15 protein-coding genes are annotated in these 19,247 nt (G+C 61.3%); 14 read left to right on the top strand and 1 reads right to left on the bottom strand.

The genetic code is table 11. The features are described 5' to 3' along the window. Window positions 1-167: 167 nt before the first annotated feature. From miaB to corA, 7 genes are all read left to right on the top strand, one after another. Window positions 168-1,517 carry a tRNA (N6-isopentenyl adenosine(37)-C2)-methylthiotransferase MiaB gene (miaB, locus tag AC3G2C_RS08795; RefSeq protein WP_488384246.1) on the top strand — a complete coding sequence of 450 codons (1,350 nt, stop codon included), beginning with the start codon at window positions 168-170 and terminating at the stop codon, window positions 1,515-1,517. After that, window positions 1,514-2,011 carry a GNAT family N-acetyltransferase gene (locus tag AC3G2C_RS08790; RefSeq protein ID WP_488384245.1) on the top strand — a complete coding sequence of 166 codons (498 nt, stop codon included), beginning with the start codon at window positions 1,514-1,516 and terminating at the stop codon, window positions 2,009-2,011. The genes miaB and AC3G2C_RS08790 overlap by 4 nt, the downstream gene beginning before the upstream one ends. A gap of 6 nt (window positions 2,012-2,017) precedes the next feature. Next, window positions 2,018-3,004 (top strand): PhoH family protein, encoded by a 987-nt coding sequence (locus AC3G2C_RS08785; RefSeq protein WP_488384244.1) that lies wholly within the window; start codon window positions 2,018-2,020, stop codon window positions 3,002-3,004. Continuing rightward, a complete protein-coding gene (ybeY, locus tag AC3G2C_RS08780; protein ID WP_488384243.1) occupies window positions 3,001-3,468 on the top strand; it encodes an rRNA maturation RNase YbeY in 468 nt (155 codons plus the stop codon). The genes AC3G2C_RS08785 and ybeY overlap by 4 nt, the downstream gene beginning before the upstream one ends. 199 nt (window positions 3,469-3,667) lie before the next feature. Beyond that, window positions 3,668-4,522, top strand: coding sequence for a CorC family transporter (locus AC3G2C_RS08775; RefSeq protein ID WP_488384242.1), 855 nt, complete (start codon window positions 3,668-3,670; stop codon window positions 4,520-4,522). A 2-nt stretch (window positions 4,523-4,524) separates the two neighbouring features. Further along, complete coding sequence (locus tag AC3G2C_RS08770; RefSeq protein WP_488384241.1) at window positions 4,525-5,799, top strand: lipoprotein N-acyltransferase Lnb domain-containing protein; 1,275 nt, start codon at window positions 4,525-4,527, stop codon at window positions 5,797-5,799. Window positions 5,800-5,844: 45 nt separating this feature from the next. Further along, a complete protein-coding gene (gene corA / locus AC3G2C_RS08765; protein ID WP_488384240.1) occupies window positions 5,845-6,855 on the top strand; it encodes a magnesium/cobalt transporter CorA in 1,011 nt (336 codons plus the stop codon). 74 nt (window positions 6,856-6,929) lie between these two features. On the opposite strand, the gene AC3G2C_RS08760 is transcribed toward corA, so the two are convergent. Further along, a complete protein-coding gene (locus tag AC3G2C_RS08760) occupies window positions 6,930-9,008 on the bottom strand; it encodes a dipeptidyl-peptidase 5 (protein ID WP_488384239.1) in 2,079 nt (692 codons plus the stop codon). 177 nt (window positions 9,009-9,185) lie between these two features. Between AC3G2C_RS08760 and AC3G2C_RS08755 the strand changes: the two genes are divergently transcribed. The 7 genes from AC3G2C_RS08755 to AC3G2C_RS08725 all read left to right on the top strand — a co-directional run bounded on the left by AC3G2C_RS08755 (window position 9,186) and on the right by AC3G2C_RS08725 (window position 19,243). Then, window positions 9,186-10,931: a peptide MFS transporter gene (locus tag AC3G2C_RS08755; RefSeq protein ID WP_488384238.1), complete on the top strand. Its 1,746-nt coding sequence runs from the start codon at window positions 9,186-9,188 to the stop codon at window positions 10,929-10,931. A gap of 143 nt (window positions 10,932-11,074) precedes the next feature. Further along, window positions 11,075-11,512 carry a pilin gene (locus AC3G2C_RS08750; RefSeq protein ID WP_488384237.1) on the top strand — a complete coding sequence of 146 codons (438 nt, stop codon included), beginning with the start codon at window positions 11,075-11,077 and terminating at the stop codon, window positions 11,510-11,512. 353 nt (window positions 11,513-11,865) lie between these two features. Beyond that, window positions 11,866-12,315, top strand: a complete 450-nt coding sequence (locus tag AC3G2C_RS08745; protein WP_488384236.1) for a pilin — start codon at window positions 11,866-11,868, stop codon at window positions 12,313-12,315. 64 nt (window positions 12,316-12,379) lie between these two features. Beyond that, on the top strand, window positions 12,380-14,419 hold the full coding sequence (locus AC3G2C_RS08740; protein ID WP_488384235.1) for a tetratricopeptide repeat protein: 2,040 nt from the start codon (window positions 12,380-12,382) through the stop codon (window positions 14,417-14,419). Further along, window positions 14,416-16,431, top strand: a complete 2,016-nt coding sequence (locus AC3G2C_RS08735; protein WP_488384234.1) for a hypothetical protein — start codon at window positions 14,416-14,418, stop codon at window positions 16,429-16,431. The genes AC3G2C_RS08740 and AC3G2C_RS08735 overlap by 4 nt, the downstream gene beginning before the upstream one ends. 48 nt (window positions 16,432-16,479) lie before the next feature. Beyond that, window positions 16,480-17,754: a flippase gene (locus AC3G2C_RS08730; protein WP_488384233.1), complete on the top strand. Its 1,275-nt coding sequence runs from the start codon at window positions 16,480-16,482 to the stop codon at window positions 17,752-17,754. Between the two features lie 37 nt (window positions 17,755-17,791). After that, window positions 17,792-19,243, top strand: coding sequence for a hypothetical protein (locus AC3G2C_RS08725; protein WP_488384232.1), 1,452 nt, complete (start codon window positions 17,792-17,794; stop codon window positions 19,241-19,243). Window positions 19,244-19,247: the final 4 nt, after the last annotated feature.

The raw sequence follows: 19,247 nt of genomic DNA, 5'->3' as shown, positions 1-19,247 counted from the left end.
AACGCCTGTTTCGTGCGACAGGACAAACTCATCGCCCCGCCACCGGCCGCCCCGCGCGCAAGTGCTTGATCCACCTTGCGCGCTCGGCTGGCAGCCATTCTGGCAGGCGAGTAAACTGTACGGTTCGGCGCCCCATCGCCACCCTGCATCAAACGGTACCCAAGCCCATGACCGGCAAGCTTTTCATCAAAACCCACGGCTGCCAGATGAACGAGTACGACTCGGCCAAGATGGCGGACGTGCTCAAGGCATCGCATGGCCTGGAGTTGACCATGGACGAGTCCGAGGCGGACGTGATCCTGGTCAACACCTGCTCCATACGCGAAAAGGCGCAGGAAAAGGTGTTCAGCCAGCTGGGCCGCTGGAAGGAACACAAGCAGGGCGGCAAGCCAGTGCTCATTGGCGTGGGCGGCTGCGTGGCCTCCCAGGAAGGCCAGGACATCATCAAGCGCGCGCCATACGTGGACCTAGTGTTCGGCCCGCAGACCCTGCACCGCCTGCCCGAGCTCATCGAAGCCCGCCGCCACAGCGGCAAGCCGCAGGTGGACATCAGCTTCCCCGAGATCGAAAAGTTCGACCGCCTGCCCGAGCCGCGCGCCGAAGGCCCGACGGCCTTCGTGTCGATCATGGAAGGTTGCTCCAAATACTGCTCGTACTGCGTGGTGCCCTACACCCGCGGCGAGGAAATCAGCCGGCCGTTCGACGATGTGATCGTCGAAGTCGCGCAGCTGGCCGAACAAGGCGTGCGCGAAGTCACCCTGCTGGGCCAGAACGTCAACGCCTATCGCGGCCCCACCCATGACGGCGGCACCGCTGACTTGGCCGTGCTGATCCACGCCATCGCGCAGATCGAGGGTATTGGCCGCATCCGTTTCACCACCTCCCATCCGCTGGAGTTCTCCGACTCGCTGATCGAGGCCTATGCCAACGTGCCGCAGCTGTGCAACTTCCTGCACCTGCCAGTGCAGGCGGGCTCCGACCGCATCCTGACCGCGATGAAGCGCGGCTACACCGCATTGGAGTTCAAGCAGAAGATCCGCAAGCTGCGCGCCGTGCGCCCGGACATCTGCATTTCCTCGGACTTCATCGTGGGCTTCCCCGGTGAATCGGACGACGATTTCGAGAAAACCATGAAGCTGATCGACGACATCGGCTTCGACCAGAGCTTCTCTTTCATCTTCTCCGCCCGCCCGGGCACGCCGGCAGCCAACCTTGCGGACGACACCTCGCCCGAGGTGAAGCACGCACGTCTGTCGCGCCTGCAGGCCAAGCTCAACGACAACGCACGCCTGATCAACGAGGCCATGGTGGGCACGGTGCAGCGCGTGCTGGTGGAGAAGCCCAGCAAGAAGAACCCCAACGAGTTCACCGGCCGCACCGAGAACATGCGCTTCGTGAACTTCCCGGGCGATGCGCGCATGATCGGCCAGTTCATCGATGTGGTGATCACCGAAGCCATGAGCAATTCGCTGCGCGGCCGCGTCAAGCTGGCCGATGACATCGCCCTGGCCTCGTGACGGCAACCCCCATCACGATCCGTGAAATCGGCGCGGATGATTTCGCGCTGGTGTGGCCGCTCTTTCACAGCGTGGTCGCCGCGGGGGACACCTACAGCTACCCGCCCGACCTGAGCTTCGAGCAGGCACGCGACTGGTGGGTACTGCCGCCCAGCCGCTGCTTCGTGGCCGAGCGCGGCAAGCAGGTGCTGGGGTGCTACATGCTCAAGCCCAACCAGCCCGGACTGGGCGACCATGTCGCCAACGCCGGCTACATGGTGTCAGCCTCGGCGCGCCGCCAGGGCGTTGCCTCGGCCATGTGCGAGCACTCGATGGTGCAGGCCCGCGACGCGGGCTTCACCGCCATGCAGTTCAACTTCGTCGTATCCACCAACACGTCCGCGGTTCGCCTGTGGCAACGCCACGGGTTCCGCATCGTCGGCCAGGTACCGGGCGCGTTTCGCCACGCCACGCAAGGCCCCACCGACGTCTATGTGATGCACAGGCATCTTTGAATTCTCATGACCAACGGCCTCAATCAACGCGATTTTTCCCTCGAGCCGGAAGACAACGCCCGTCTCTCCAATCTCTGCGGCCCCTTCGACGAACATCTGCGCCAAGTGGAACTGCGCCTGGGCGTGGAGATCAACCATCGCGGCAACCTGTTTCAGGTGATCGGCGAGGAAGACGCCGCGCGCGCCGCCGAAAAGGTGATGCGCGCGCTGTATGACGTCACCGCCAGCGAGGCACTCAACGGCGCCCGCATCAACCTGCACCTGGCCGAATCGGGCATCGACGCCATCGTCAACGATGCCGCCGAAGGTGCGCAGGAAGTCACCATCAAGGTGAAGCGCGGCGTGATCAAGGGCCGCGGCCCCAACCAGGCCCGCTACCTGCACGCCATCACCACGCACGACATCAGCTTTGGCGTGGGTCCGGCCGGTACCGGCAAGACCTACCTGGCCGTCGCCAGCGCCGTGGAGGCGCTGGAAGCCAATCGCGTGCAGCGCCTGTTGCTGGTGCGCCCGGCGGTGGAAGCCGGCGAAAAGCTCGGCTTCCTGCCGGGCGACCTCAGCCAGAAGGTCGACCCCTACCTTCGTCCGCTGTACGACGCCCTTTATGAAATGCTGGGCTTCGAGAAAGTCGCCAAGCTGATCGAACGCAACGTGATCGAGATCGCGCCGCTCGCGTACATGCGCGGACGCACGCTCAACGACTCGTATGTGATCCTCGACGAAGCGCAGAACACGACCGTCGAACAGATGAAGATGTTCCTCACCCGCATCGGCTTCGGCTCGGTGGCGGTGATCACCGGCGACGTCAGCCAGATCGACCTGCCCCGCCACGTGCGCTCGGGCCTGAGGCACGCCATCGAGGTGTTGCGCGGCGTGGATGGCATCAGCTTTACCTTCTTCACCTCGCGCGACGTGGTCCGCCACCCGCTGGTTGCCAAGATCGTGCGTGCGTACGAGGCCTTCGAGCAGGCGTCCGAGGAACAGCCCAAGTGAGCGGGCCCGCCTTGACGCTTTCGGTCGGCTACGCGGCGCCGCGCAAGGGCGTGCCGACCTCCGCCAGCTTTCGCACCTGGGTGGAGGCCGCCTTGCGCGGCGCCCGGCGCCGCAAGGCGACCGAGCTATCCATCCGCATCGTCGATACCAAGGAAGGCCGCGTGCTGAACCGCGAATACCGCGGCCGGGACTACGCGACTAACGTGCTCTCCTTTCCCGCCGAACTGCCGCCGGGCATCGCCCTGCCGCTGATCGGCGACCTCGCCATCTGCGCCCCGGTGGTGCTGCGCGAGGCGGCCGAACAGGGCAAGCCGGCGCGCGATCACTGGGCGCACATGACTGTGCATGGCGTGCTGCACCTGCTGGGTCATGACCATATCGAGGACGCCGAAGCCGAGGCCATGGAGGCCCTGGAAACGCGCATCCTGGCCGGCCTGGGCATCGCCAACCCGTACGAGGCCTGAGCGCCACGCCCGCCTGGCGCTGCCGGCCGGCGCCGCCAAAAGCCGGGAAATGCCCTGGCAACGGCCCAGCCACGGGGGCTTTCACCTGCTGGCCGGAGAGTGCCCAGGCACCGGGCGGCGCGGCCTTGTTCCTGAATCGTCACGAATTTTCCGCTAGACTGAGGGTTCCGCCCCGCATGGGGCAGCATCCGCACGAGTAATGAACGAGGACCCTGGCAGTACCAGCGGCCCGGCCCACCGCAGTTGGTGGGATCGACTGGGCCACATGTTTTCCGGCGAGCCGCGCAACCGCAAGGAGCTCATTGACGAGCTGCGCACCGCCCAGGCCAACGGCCTGATGTCTATCGATACCCTCACCATGGTGGAGGGTGCGATCAAGGTGACCGAGCTGAGCGTGGACGACGTCATGGTGCCGCGCGCACAGATCGTCATGCTTTCGGCCGAAGCGCCCCTGAGCGACATCATCAGTACCGTGGTCGAATCCGGCCACTCCCGCTTTCCCGTGCACGGCGAGGACAAGGACGACATCCTTGGCATCCTGCTCGCCAAGGATCTGCTCCGCTTCGTTGGCAACGGCAACGGCGATCATTTCGACATCGCCAGCGTGCTGCGGCCGCCGGTGCTCATCCCCGAATCGATGCGGCTCAACGTGCTCCTCGCCGAGTTCCGCCACACGCGCAACCACATGGCGCTGGTGGTGGACGAATACGGTGGCGTGGCCGGCCTCATCACCATCGAAGACGTGCTCGAACAGATTGTCGGCGAGATCGACGACGAGCATGACGACGAGGTAGAGCCCACGCTCATGCATGAGCAGTCCGGCGGTGGCTGGGTCGTGAGCGCACTCACGCCCATCGCGGATTTCAACGAGCAGACCGGCGCGCACTTCTCCGACGAGGAGTTCGACACCGTCGGCGGCATGTGCACCTCCGAGTTCGGCCATCTGCCGGAAGTGGGCGAGGAGATCGCCATCGGCGATTACCTGTTCCACGTCACCGAGGCCGATGACCGCCGCGTGCAAGCGTTCCGCGTGACCCGTCGCAAGGACATCTGACTGTGCATCACCGTGGCAGGACGCCCTCGTCCCGTGCTTTTCCTGGCCTAGGCCGACTCCTCGCCACCTGTCTGTTGCTCCTGTGCGGCGCCCTGCTCTGGGCGCCGTCGGCACGCGCGGGGGTCGCTAACGCGCCCGGCGCCAACCTCGAAGTGTCGCTGATCACCTACGGCCCCGGCGACACCTACTGGGAGCGTTTCGGCCACGACGCCATCGAACTGCGGGACACCGCCAGCGGCGAGTCCGTCACGTTCAACTACGGTGTGTTCGATTTTGACGAGAAGGGTTTTCTGCTGCACTTCGCCGCCGGGCGCATGCATTACTTGATGGATGCCGCGCCCACGGACGTCGACCAGCAGTATTACGTCAGCGTCGGTCGCTCGGTCACGCGCCAGCCGTTGGCGTTTACGCCCGCCCAGGCGGCCGACCTGCGTGATTTCCTGTTGTGGAACCTGCGCCCCGAAAACGTTCGCTACGACTACGATTACTACGCCGACAACTGCGCCACGCGCGTACGCGATGCGCTGGACAAGGCATTGGGCGGCGCACTGCACAAGCAGCTCGAGTCTCGCCCTGGCGGCATGACCTATCGCCAGCAGACCGCGCGACTGATGAGCCAGCAGGCGTGGTTGATGCTCATTCTCGACCTCGGCCTGGGGCCGTACGCGGATCATCCGATCAACGCCTGGCAGGAAAGCTTCCTGCCGATGGTGCTGCAGAAAGAAATCACCAGCGTGACCGTTCCCGATGACACCGGGAATGCGCATCCGCTGGTGCTCGCCGAACAGGTGCTCTCGCCCAACCGCCTGGATGCGCCGCCGGCACAGGCGCCCGATCTGCGCCTTCCCCTGGGCATCGCCGGCCTGGCATTTGCCGCCGTACTGCTGGCAGCACGACGATACGCGCCGCTGGCCTACGCCATTCTTGGCTCGATCTACCTGGTGCTCGCCGGATTCGTTGGCGTCGCCCTGCTGATCCTGTGGACGCTGACCACGCATCATTCGGCCTGGGCCAACGCCAACCTGTTGCTGTTCAACCCGGTGGCATTTGCGTTGCTGGCGGCACTGTGGCGTTCACGTCGCGGCGTGGCGGCAGGACGTCTCACGGATGTGCTGATCGTGCTGCAATTGCTGGCTGGCCTCGCCGCGGTGCTGCTGCACCTGATGCCTGGCGTGGTGCAGCAGAATCAACCCTGGCTGCTGTTTGGCCTGCCGATCTGGCTGGCCTTGGCGTGGTGCCTGCGCCACCCGCGCGGGGCCATGCGCACTGTTCATTAAGCATCCGTCATGGCGTCTTCGCAGTCGCCCGGGCATGATCCGCGCATGGCATCCATCATTCCGACTTCATCCACGCCCAGCAACGCGATGGTGATCAACTGCGTGGCCTATCGCTTCGATGGGCAACGCATCGGCGACATCAGCCTCGACGATATCAGCGAGGTGCTCAAGGAGCCCGACACCTTTGTCTGGGTGGGCTTGCACGAGCCCGATGCGCCACTGCTGAGCAAGATCCAGGAAGAGTTCGACCTGCACGACCTGGCGATCGAAGACGCCCAGCACGCACACCAGCGCACCAAGATCGAGGCATACGGCGATTCGTTGTTCATCGTGGTACAAACCGCGCAACTGATCAGCGGCCATATCGCCTTTGGCGAAACACACATCTTCCTGGGCGCGCGCTACCTGGTGACGGTGCGACACGGCGCATCGCTCTCCTACGCGCCGGCACGCCGCACCTGCGAACACACGCCGGAGCTGCTCGCGCTTGGCCCCAGCTATGGCCTTTATGGCGTGCTCGACTACATCGTCGACAACCTGCTGCCGATCGTGCGCGACTTTCGCGAAGAGCTCCAGGAGCTGGAGAAGGACATTTTCTCCGACACTTTCAAGCGCAGCACCATTCGCCGCCTCTACGACATGCAGCGCGACCTGATGACCTTGCGCCTGGCGGTGGCGCCGCAGCAGGACATCATCAGCCAACTGGTGCGCCAGCACCCCCAACTTATTCCGGACGAGTTGCGCGCTTATTTCCGCGATGTCTACGACCACGTGTTCCGCGTGAACGAATCCATCAGTGCCATGCGCGAAATGCTCGCCGCCGCGATCAATGTGAACCTGTCGCTGGTGACGTTCGGCCAGAACGAAGTGATGAAGCGATTGGCCGGCTATGCCGCCATGCTCGCCGCCCCCACCTTGATCACGAGCTGGTACGGCATGAACTTCGAGAACATGCCCGAGCTGCACAAACCCTGGGCCTACCCGTTGATCATCGCGGTGGTGGCCACCCTGGTGGGCAGCATCTACGCGTTTCTCAAGCGGGCGAGGTGGCTGTAACGGTACGCGGGCTCGGCCTGCTTCACCCATAAAAAATGGCGGCCCGGAGGCCGCCATTTTTTTATCCAACGTGCTTACTTAGCCGCGTTCTTGTCGGCGTCTTCCGCCGTCCACTGCTTGAGCCAAGCATTGACCGTTTCATGCCACTGCACGCTGTTCTGCGGCTTGAGCACCCAGTGGTTCTCATCCGGGAAGTGCAGCAACTTGCTCGGGATGCCGCGACGCTGCAGCGCCGTGAAGGCCCCCAGGCCCTGCGTATCGGGAATGCGGAAATCCTTGGCCGAGTGGATCACCAGCATCGGCACGCGCCAATCCTTCACGTGATTGACCGGGTTGAACTTCTCGTAGTTCTCCGGGTGCTCGTACTGCGTGCCGCCGTTCTCGCGCTCTTCGAACCACAGCTCTTCGGTGTCGTAGTACATGGCGCGGGCATCGAGCACGCCATCATGGTCGACCAGGCACTTCCACGGCTGGTTCCACACGCCGGCGATCCAGTAAATCATGTAACCGCCGTAGCTGGCGCCGAGTGCGCAGGCACGGTCACCGTCGAGGAAGCTGTACTTGGACAGCGCCGCAGCCCAGCCCGCCTTCAGGTCTTCCAGCGGCTTGCCACCCCAGTCGCCCGAGATCGAATCGGTGAAGGCCTGGCCATAGCCGGTAGAGCCGTGGAAGTTCACCGTGACCACCGCGAAACCCTGACCGGCGTAGGTCTGCGGGTTCCAGCGATAGCTCCAGCCATTGCTCATCGCACCCTGCGGGCCGCCATGGATGATGAAGGCCACCGGGTACTTCTTGCCGGGCTTGTAGCCGGCCGGCTTCACCACATAACCCTGCACGGTTTCGTTGTTCCAACCCTTGAAGGTAAAGAACTCCGGCTCGCCCATCTGCACATTCTTGAGGCGCGCAGCGTTGTAGTGCGTCACCTGCTTGAGGCCCTTGCCCGACAGATCGGCCACATAGAGGTCAGCGGAGCGCTTGAGGTCGTCACGCTGCACCAGCAGCGTGCCCTTGCCCGCCGAGTAGCCCGTCACGTCGCCATTAGTAACCAAGGTCGTGACCTTGCCACTGGCGGCATCAATGGCGAACAGCGGGCGCTGGCCGTTGTCGTCGGCAGTGGTGTAGAGGGTCTTTCCATCCGCGGAAATCTGCAGGCCACCCGCCGAGCGATCCCAGTTCGGCGCGACTTCGCGCTTCTGGCCGCTAGCCAGGTCTAGCGCCATGATGCCGAAGCGATCCGCCTCGGAGACCGGACGCTTCATCGCCAGGTAGTACAACGTCTTGCCGTCCGGCGAGGGCAACGGGAATGCATCCCACGCCAGGTTCTCGGCGGTGAGGTTGCGCGGTGCGGACGAGGCGTCGGCAGGCACGCTATAGACATCGAAATTGGTGGACCACGGCTCGCTCTTGCCCGCGATGCGCACGCTGAAATACACCGTCTTGCCATCGGGCGAGAAGTTGAACTCGCCCTCGTCACCGAACGGCTTGCTCGGCACATCGCCATCGATGCCGCGCGTCAGCAGCAAGGGCTGCTCACTGGGCTTGTCGAGGTCGGCAATGAACAGCTGCGCGCGGCGGCCGTCGGCCCAGGTATCCCAGTGGCGCACAAACAGCTTGTCGTACACCGTGCCGGAGGCCTTGTCGGCGGCGCGGCCATCCAGGCGCTCCTTGGTGCAGGCGAGGTCGGCGCAATCGGTGAATACGCCAAAGGTCAACAGCACCTGCTTGCCGTCCGGCGAAAGCTTGAAGCCGTCCACGTCCAGCGGCGCGTGCGTCACCTGCACGGCTTGCGCCGATGCCGAAGTACCACGACGCCACAATTGCGCCACGCCATCCTTGGCGGCGACGTAATAGAACGCGCTGCCATCCGGTGCCCAACGCGGCGAGGAGGCCTTCTCCACCAGCTTCACCGGCTCGCCACCACGTGTGAGGTCGAGCAGGTAGATCGAGGTGACGCCCTTGTTGGCCGCGTAATCGGTGGCGCGCACGGTGTAGAGGGCATAGCGACCATCGGGCGACAGCTGAGGATCGCCTACGCGATCCATCATCACCAGGTCACGAATGGTGAACGGGTGCGGCCCGTGGTTCTCGACCTCGGCCGCCACGGCGGAGGTACCAGCCAGCGCAAGCGCCAGCCCGACAAGCAAGGATTTCATCGAATGGGTCCCAGGGTGTTGCGAAAGCACTGACGGTAAGAGCCCCGGCCGCCTGGCGCAAGCCATGGCCAGGCCGCTGGAGAATCGTCCCATCCCGCACAGCCCATGCTGCACCGCCTCAAGAGCCATGGATCAGCCTCGCTATACTCCAGCGCTTTGTGCCCGCCTGTTTTGCCCATGACCGACGCTGTAGCCCTCCCCGCCACGCCGGCCCGTGCCGCCGACCACGATGAGTTGTTCGGGCACCCCAAGGGCCTGTACGTGTGCTTCTTCACCGAAATGTGGGAGCGCTTTTCGTTCTACGGCATGAAGGCCCTGTTGGCGCTTTACCTCATCAAGCACCACGGCTTTTCCGACGCGGAGAGTCTTTCGGTGCTCGGCGCCTACGGTGGCCTGGTGTATGCCACGCCCCTGCTGGGCGGCCTGCTGGCCGATCGCTACCTGGGCATGCGCAAGGCGGTGGCCCTGGGCGGCATATTGCTGTGCCTGGGTCACCTGGGCATGGCGGTGGAGGGCCATGCGGCGACCCTGGGCCCGGACGGCGTGGTGCATCGCGACACGTTCGCCCTCAGCGTGTTCTACCTTTCGCTGGCGCTGATCATCAGCGGCGTGGGCTTCCTCAAGCCCAATATCTCCACCGTGGTGGGCAAGCTGTATCCCGAGAACGACCCGCGCCTGGATTCGGGCTTTACGCTGTTCTACGCCGGCATCAATGTCGGCGCCCTGTTCTCCGCACTGATCTGTGGTTACCTCGGCGACACCTACGGCTGGGGCTACGGCTTTGGCGCGGCCGGCATCGGCATGCTCGCCGGCCTTGCGGTGTTCCTTACCGGCCAGAAATACCTGCAAGGCCACGCCGAGCCGCCCAACGCCCTGGCCTTGCGCCGACGCGTACTGGGCCCGCTGACGCTGGAGTGGTCGATCTACCTGTGCGCCGCGCTGACCCTGCCGGTGCTGTGGGCCTTGATGCAGCTGGGCAATGCGGTGCTGTGGCTACAAGTGTTGGCGCTGGCGTCGTGGCTGGGTTGGCTCGGCTGGTACGTCACGACGCGCTGCACGCCAGTGCAGCGCCGCCAGATGCTGGCGTGCGTCTTCTTTACCGCTATCTGCCTGCTGTTCTTTTCGCTGTATGAGCAGACCTACGGCTCATGGGTGCTATTCAACGACCGCATGCTGACCAAAGACCTTTTCCCTGCCCTGGTGATCCGCGAAGGACACCCGGTGCCGTGGTCTACCCTGCCCTTGCTGTTGTGCCCGTTCGTGATCGCGCTAGGCCTGCGCCTTCGCGGCAAGCGCCTGCCGGCCCTGCTGCTCGGCGGGCTCACCGCCATGGGCCTGCTGCTAATTGTTCGCGACTGCCTGGTGCTCCCGCAGACCGCCAGCTCGCTGACCTACCTGGGCGCGCTCTTCATCGTACTGCTGTCGCCGTTGATGGCTTGGCTTTGGCCCTTCCTCGACCGACACGGCCTCAACCCCTCGACCCCGGTAAAGAGCGCTATCGGCCTGGCCTTCGCCGGCCTGGCCTTCGTGCCCTTGCTGATCGGCAACCAGACCGTGACGCCCGATGCCCTGGGCAGCGTGTGGTGGATCGTACTGGCCTATTTCCTGATCGAGGTCGGCGAGGTCGCCCTCGCCCCCATAGGCCTTTCGGCGGTAACGCAACTGTCGGTGCCGCAGGTGGCAGGGCTGATGATGGGCGCCTGGTGGCTGGGCACCTCGTTCTCCGAGCAGCTCGCCTCCATCTTCGGCAAGTTCGCCGCTCTCGACCTGCCGGCCGACGGCAAGATCGACATGGCTGTGGCGACTGCCAAATATGGGCAGTTGTTCCAGCATATGGTCTGGCTTGGCCTCGCTTCGGCTGCCGCCGCCCTGCTGCTGGCGCCACTCATGAAGCGCTGGATGGGCGGCACAACCCGCCCCTAACCCGATACATTCGGGCTCCCCGCACACGCCAAGCGCGGCCTAGATCACGAAACGGGCAACTTTTTGCCCACCCTCAAGTTGCCGGCCCCGCTTGGTATAAAAAATGCCTCAGCCAGGGGTGAGACTACCCAGGGGGACCCATTATGTTTCGCCAGCGACTTTCCGCCGGCTTTACCTTGATCGAACTGATGATCGTGGTGGCGATCATCGCCATTCTTGCCGCTATTGCCATTCCTGCGTACCAGGATTACACGATTCGCGCGCAGGTTAGTGAGGGTATTAGCCTGGCTACCGAGGCAAAGGCCGCCGTTTGGGATTTCGTGTCCAATACGGGGCGCTATCCGCCGAACAATCAATCCGCAGGCCTGGTTTCCGCCAGCTCCATCAGCGGCAGCTTCGTTTCCGGTGTGGATGCCACTGGCGGCCAAGTGAAGGTTACCTACCAGGGCGCCAAGGCCAACGTGGCAATCAAGAATCAGCAGCTCATCCTGTCGCCGGTAACTTCTGCGGGCAGCATCACTTGGACCTGTACTCAAAGTACTTTGGCTGCAAAATATTTGCCGTCCACTTGCCGCCAGTAACCGTTCAAACAAAGCAAGTTTCAGCACGCTGCCGCTCATGAAGTGACCAACAGCGTCACTTCATGCCCTTTGGCGACAGCCACGCAAGATGCTGCTTGCATCACGAATTCAGGGCTGAGGACGCAGGCTGCGGTGTTCTTGTAGCCATTCGTGATGACGTGCACAATCCAATTTCTCGTGAATATGCGGGAATATAGGAACGGCATCCATGGCATGCAAACTGCTTGAAGATGCCGCGAGCTTCCTGGTCGTTCCGACCGCAAGTATTGGGGACCAATCCCGCCTAGGGGGATTCGGGGCTGGGGCTCAGGGGGCAGTAACTACGGTTAGCTAACCAAGATAGAGGAACCATCATGAAGAACGTGCAGAAGGGCTTTACCCTGATCGAACTGATGATCGTCGTGGCGATCATCGCGATCCTGGCAGCTATCGCTATCCCGGCCTATCAGGACTACACCATCCGCTCGCAAGTGTCGGAAGGTCTGTCGCTGGCTGACGGTGCCAAGACGGCGCTGGCTGAGTACTACTCGAACAAGGGCTCGTTCCCGACTTCGAATGCCTCGGCTGGCCTCGCCCAGAACACCAGCATCAAGGGCAACTACGTTTCTTCGGTTGATGGCGGTGCCACGGCCGGTCAGATCCAGGTGACCTACCAGGGTCCGAAGGCCAACACCAAGTTGTCGTCTGGCCCGGCGGTGCTGATTCTGTCGGCCATCACCAACTCGGGCAGCATTCAGTGGACCTGCAAGGCGCAGAGCGCTGCGACCCTGCCCTCGAAGTACCTGCCGTCTTCGTGCCGCTAATAGCCAGCACTGGCTAGACTGCGTAAAGGGCCGCCACGGGCGGCCCTTTATTTTTGGAACACGCATGTATCGACGCGCCATTCTGTTGCCAGCACTGATTGCCGTACTGGTGACCATCACCGTCATCGCCTATGTACCGGGATTGCGCGGGCCCTTTCTGTTCGACGATTTCGCCAACCTGCCTAGTCTGGGCGCCAATGGCCCCATTCGAGATTGGCCGGCCTTTTGGCGCTACATCACTTCCGGCACGGCCGACCCCACTGGACGGCCCGTTGCATTATTGAGCTTTCTCCTCGATGCCCACGATTGGCCCGCTGATCCATTTCCTTTTAAGCGAACCAATCTTCTTCTGCACCTTGTCAACGGCTGCCTGCTTGGTTGGTTGCTGATTCGACTAGGCGCTGCACACGCTCAGCGGCACGCGTCAAATTCAAACAACCTTCGTCCGTTCTTGGGGGCCGTACTGGCCGCCGCCCTATGGACGCTGCATCCACTCTTCGTCTCCACAACGCTGTATGTCGTGCAGCGCGAGGCGATGCTTTCCACTACCTTCGTCCTGCTTGGCCTCCTGGCTTGGCTACACGGACGACTGCTGTACAAGCAGCTCAAAACCAGCCGCGGACTGACATGGATGATTTTCGGCTTAGCGGGATGCACCCTGCTTGGCACCCTGAGCAAGGCCAACGGCATTCTGCTTCCTCCGCTTGCGCTGACCATCGAGTACACATTATTCCGCCCTGTCGAGGCGCTGTCTGACCAACCGCCTCGCGCATACAAGCGCTGGATGATCCCGCTCGCCGTGCTGCCGACCCTTGGCGTGCTCGCCTATCTTGGCTACGAGGGTTGGCGAGGGATTGTTTACGGCATTTCCGCCGTGCGGCCGTGGACGCTGACACAGCGTCTTCTCACTGAGCCCAGAGTACTGATCGATTATCTGTGGCAACTATGGGTGCCCCACCCTTACTCACGCGGTCTCTTTAACGACCACATCGAGGTATCCACCTCGTTGCTCACGCCCTGGACCACACTACCTGCATTGCTCGCCATTCTAGGCCTTGCTGCAATTGGCTGGCGTGTGCGCTCTCGGCATCCCATCCTTGCGGTGACCATCTTGTTCTACCTGGTGGGACAGTCGCTGGAGTCGAGCACGGTCGCCCTGGAGTTGTATTTCGAACACCGCAATTACCTGCCCGCCATGCTCATGTTCTGGCCTCTGGCGCTTTGGCTATGCGGTGCAAGTTCTCCTGGAAAGGCGCCGCTTCCCGCCCAAGGGCGCACGAGCAACTTGCAGGGCGCCAGATACGCCCTCGCGGGAGTCCTCGTGCTGGCGCTGGCTTGCATGACTCACGCCGCGGCCAGCCTATGGGGCAACAGCCGCGAGCAAGCGTTGCTGTGGGCAGCCATCAACCCTGATTCAGCTCGTGCACAGGTCAATGCCGCTCAGTCGGAGATGCATTCCGGACGACCCGATCTTGCCGCCAAGCGTCTCACCAAAGCCCTCGATCAAGCGCCCGGCGAAGTTCAGCTTGCCGTCAACCTAGTCGCTGCCGAATGCCAGATGGGCCACGTAGAGGGCGGGCACCTAGAGGCTGCCAAACATGCTCTCGCCACGGCACGGGACTCAGGCACGCTACTAAGCAGTTGGTTTGGGCGTGCCATCGCCCAGTCGCAACACCCGAACTGCCCGCAACTGAACCTGACCGGAGTTGAATCTCTACTGGATGCCGCGTTCTCGAATCCCCGGCTTCAAGAACAGCCAGGCAGACTCCAGGACCTTTACTCCATGAGGGGCCAGGCGGCCCTCGCCAGGCACTCCCCAGACGAGACATTGGCGTTCTTCAATGAGGCGCTTGACCAGCAGGTTCGCGCTTCTGCTGCCTTCCAACAGGCCGCCCTACTCGGCAGCGCCGGATACCCTGCGCAGGCCTTGTCGCACCTTGCCCACTATGAACACGTGCGGAGCCAGGAGTACCGGCCAGATTCAGGCATGGCGGCCATCCATCAATGGGTGCTCGATCGCCAGCATTACTGGGACCGCGAGCTAACCCGCCTGCAGGCTACACTGCGTCAAGACGCAGCCAGACAGCCCCCCTCGCACTCATGAACCTAGTCACCCCCTCTCGCCGGCTCGGACTATGGACGCTGCTGGCGGCGCTGGTCGCCACCATGGTCATCTATGCACCTGGGCTGCAAGGTGGGTACCTGTTCGACGATTACCCCAATATCGTCGACAACCGTGGTGTGCAGCCTGTTGACTCCAGCTTACCGGCGCTGATTGGCGCCGCGCTGTCTTCCCCTTCCAGTGAATTCAAGCGTCCGCTCGCCTCGTTGAGTTTTGCCGCTAACTATCTGGTCAGTGGGCTCGATCCGTTCGGCATGAAACTCACCAATCTGGTGATTCACCTGCTGAATGGCTTGCTCGTATTTCTGTTGACGCGTGAGATTTTTCGAGCCTTGCGTCGAACCCGCGCCACGGGGTATGCCAATGATGACGACAGGCAAGATGATTTCCTTGCGGCCCTCATCTGCGCGGCGTGGCTGTTGCTGCCCATCAACCTGACGGCGGTGCTCTATGTCGTGCAGCGCATGGAGAGCCTTGCCAATCTATTCGTGCTGGCGGGGCTTCTCGGCTATCTGAAAGGCCGCCAGCGCATGCTCAGCGAAGGCACCTCTTACAGTCATGGCCTGGCAATCAGTATCGCGAGCGTATGCGCGTGCACCGTGCTTGGACTGTTGGCCAAGGAGACCGCGGTCATGCTTCCGCTGTACGCCGGCCTAGCCGAATGGATTCTTTTCGGATTCCGCCAGAGAACCGGGCGATACGACAAACTTCTCGTCGCGTTCTACCTCGTTGTCCTGGCACTACCCTTCTGCGTGGGGCTAGCCTGGTTACTGCCCGGTCTACTTAAGCCTGGCGCCTGGGCAACACGCGACTTCACACTCAAAACCCGCCTCCTTAGCGAAGCACGCATTGTTTGCGATTACATCGTGTGGTCGCTTCTGCCGTCACCTCACGCACTCAGCTTCTATCACGATGACTTCATCGTGTCGCAAGGAGTTCTGTCTCCCTGGACAACCCTCGCCTGCATCGTTTTTCTTGCCGCGCTGGCAGCCGTTGCGTTCTTGCTACGCCATCGCCTTCCGCTGGTAGCGCTGGGCCTATTCCTGTTTCTGGGCGCGCACCTGCTTACGGCAACCATTCTGCCGCTGGAACTCGTATACGAGCATCGCAACTATTTTGCGAGTCTGGGCCTGCTGATTGCGTTGGCGACCATACTGCGCTCCATCAACCAGCGAATCATGCCCTCCTTCCCACGCAACTTAATGTTTGTTGCTCTCATGCTGGTGTGGGCCAGCGGCACCCTGCTGACCGCGCTGGCTTGGAGCAGCCCTCTTCGGCTCGCCGAGGAGTTGGCGGCACGTGCACCCAAGTCGCCACGAGCCCAGTACGAGCTGGGGCGTACGTACATCATACTTTCGCATTACGACCCAAGCTCACCTTTTACCAAGATGGCCTATGCGCCACTCGAGCGCTCAGCTGCGCTGCCCAAGTCGTCCATCCTCGCCGAGCAGGCGTTGATCTTCATGAACTCTCGAATGCACCTGCCACTCAAGGATGCCTGGTGGGAGAGCATGACGAACAAGCTCAAAGACCATCGTCCGGGGGTTCAGGACGAAAGCTCGCTGGAGGCACTGGCCCAATGCGACCGGGAGCGACTATGCAATTTGCCGCAAGTCGCCATGATGAAGGCATTCTTTGCCGCTATGTCTCACCCTAGTCCTAGCCCACGCCTACTAGCCACCTATAGTGACTACGCCTGGTTCAGCCTCCAGGATGGTGCGCTCAGCGAACGGTTAATGTCAGAGGCAGTAGCTACCCGTCCAGATGAGCCAGCCTACCGAATCGGCCTTATCAACAAGGCTCTCGCCTTAGGCCACACCCGAATTGCACAAGACAATCTAGCCGCGCTGTCCCGGCTGAATTACGGCGGATCGCTGAACAAGCAAATTGAGACCTTGACCGAAAAATTGCGGTCGAACTCGACAGAAACCAAACCCCCAAAGCCCTGGCCCGGATCCAGCTCCAGCACTAGCGCAACCACTACCCTGCAGTGATTTCGCCACACCCACTTTGCCCATGCAGCCCAGAGAGCCGCATCAACGATGGATAAGACGATCTGGCACAACACGCTGTCCTTGCTTGCCATACAGGCAATGGGATTCGTGCTGCCTTGGGTCACCTTCCCGTATCTCGTAAGATGTCTTGGCGTTGCTCACTTCGGCATGCTGATGCTAGCCCAAGCGAGCATCTCCTATCTCGTGCTTTTCACAGACTATGGCTTCAACCTGTCAGCAACGCGGCAGATCGCCATACGACGAGAAGACCCTCAAGCAATTTCCCGCACGTTTAGTGCAGTAATGGCCGCCAAAGGCGTGCTCGCAGTGCTAAGCACGCTGGCACTGGCACCCGTGTATTTGCTTATTCCCCAATTGCATGCGCTGTGGCCCCTTCTTGTAGCTAGCACTCCGCTCGTTGTAGGTACCGTGCTGTTGCCGCAGTGGTTCTTTCAGGGCGTTGAACGAATCTCGGTGCTCTCTGCCTGCACGATCTGCAGCCGACTGTTGACCATCCCCCCCACATTCATCCTAGTCCACACCCCCGACGACACATGGATTGCGGCCCTCCTCAATGCGATTACCCCTGTAATCGCCGGTCTTTGTGCGTTGATGTACATCCATCACAAAAGACTGATTCAGTATTGCGTCCCCAGCATTGCTGAAATCTGGCGCACGCTTCAAGATGGACGCCACGTTTTCTTCTCGACCATATCCATCAGCCTGTATACAAGCACCACTAGCGTACTTCTGGGCGTCCTTTGTGGATCCGCAGCTGTTGGCCAGTATGCCGGCGCTGACAAGATTCGCGTTGCGGCCCAGAACGTACTCGATCCGCTATCGATCGCGGCTTATCCCAGAGTCAACGCGTTGATGGCTCGCGCGCCGACAGAGGCACTGCGGTTGGTTCGTTTTTTGCTCTATACACAGGGTGGCCTGAGCATCGCTCTTTCACTTGCCACTTACGCGCTGGCGCCGCTACTTGTCCGAGTTATCTTAGGACCTGAATTTGCACAAGCAGCTACTGTCCTGCGAATTCTGGCATTCGTACCCGTTCTGGTTCGGCTATCCAATATTCTCGGCGTACAGCTCATGCTTCCACTAGGGATGAACAGATCTTTCAGCCGAATACTCCTCTTCGCCGGCTTGCTCAACTTGATCCTTCTCGGGCCTTTGGCGTATCTCTACGAGGCAACAGGGGCGGCCTTCGCCATCTTGATCACAGAATGCGTAGTTACCACTCAGATGCTGCTTGCCCTGTGGCGGACAGGCCATCTAAGGCGGCTGGCGGCAAGCTCAACTTCGAACATCCATGGCCCATAACCCAATCCATCCTCAACAACGGAAGAGCCTTGCTCAAATGGCAAGCCTGCCCATTAGCCAGAATCGGCTGCGCTGGGCACTGCTTGCAATTCTATTCGCTTCGCTTGAAGCATTTTACCTTGTTGCGAGCCGCCCCCTCTTCGTGCTGGCACTCTGCGTGATCCCATTGGCGAGTCTCGCCATCACATGGCGGAAACTCCGCATAGGCGAACAAACCGATGAAACTTCTTCCGGATTGACCCTAGGAGCTATCGCGATTGCGATGGTGCTTTGCCTGTTGGGCGGAGAAGGCAATTTCTTCTATGCAAACACCGACTGGATCATACGGAATGCGGTCTTGGCCGACTTGGTTAATCAAGGCTGGCTCCCCGTCTACAACATAGCCAGCCAGGGATACGTCCTGAGAGCACCACTGGGAATGTACATCCTTCCAGCATTGGCCGGAAAAGCATTTGGCCTCAATGCTGCTTACATCGCGTTGCTTCTTCAGAATGCGATTATCACTGGACTACTTTTCGCGATGATTGCATCACTATCGCATCAAAGGCGGCCTTTGATGCTGATGCTTTTCGTCTTCTTCAGCGGACTAGATATCATCCCCAGCGCAGCTAAAGCGGCCCTTACGGCGCAATCTTTGCCTGATCACCTTGAATGGTGGGACGCCCCATTTCAGTATTCTTCCAACGTCACCTTGCTGTTCTGGGTCCCTCTTCATGCGCTGCCAGCGTGGTTCTTCTCAATACTCCTCGTTCAATGGAGGCTCGGAAAGGTACCTTTCTGGTGTTTGGCTGCACTGTGCCCATTACTCCCATTTTGGACACCTTTCGCTGCCATGGGAGCAATACCATTCATGATGATGGCGGCCATCAAGGAGTGGCGAGAAGGAGCTTTACGACTGCCTATTGCACTATTTGTAGCCTTCACTCTGTTCGCGGCACCAACATTTATCTATCTCCAGACAGATGCCTCCGGCTTTGGGCTAGCCATCAACACCATCGACCGAACATTCCTACTGAAGTACAGCGCACTCATACTGATCGAAGTATTTCCCGCCGCTTATATTTGCCTGGCGTCGAATCTTCCAGGCGCATTCAAGCAAACGGTCGTCACAGCCATCGTAACGCTCATGATCATCCCGTTCTTCCGACTGGGAGACAGTAAGGATTTCGTCATGCGTGCCTCAATTCCTGCATTGGCGATACTTGCGATGGGCTTCGCTTGGTGCTTTGCCGACCGACTATTGCAACCCAGGCTCGCCGTCGCAGCTTTCGGGGTTGCACTTATAGGAGCAGTCACAGGTACCTTCGAAATACGAAGGGCCGTCAGCATGACAGTGCGCCCTCCCTCTTCCGCATCACTTCCGGAAGCTTGGCGAGAATCGCCGTTCCCAGTGGCTGGCTTACATGGATATCTAGCTCGCGCCGAAAAACTCAATCACATTTATCATTTCAGCACAGCCGCCACCGACAAGCCACCGCCCAATGAATAGCTCG

The organism is Frateuria sp. sgz306004, assembly GCF_057750885.1.
Note: the sequence above shows the minus strand (reverse complement) of the source record. Positions and strands in the feature narration are given on the sequence as shown.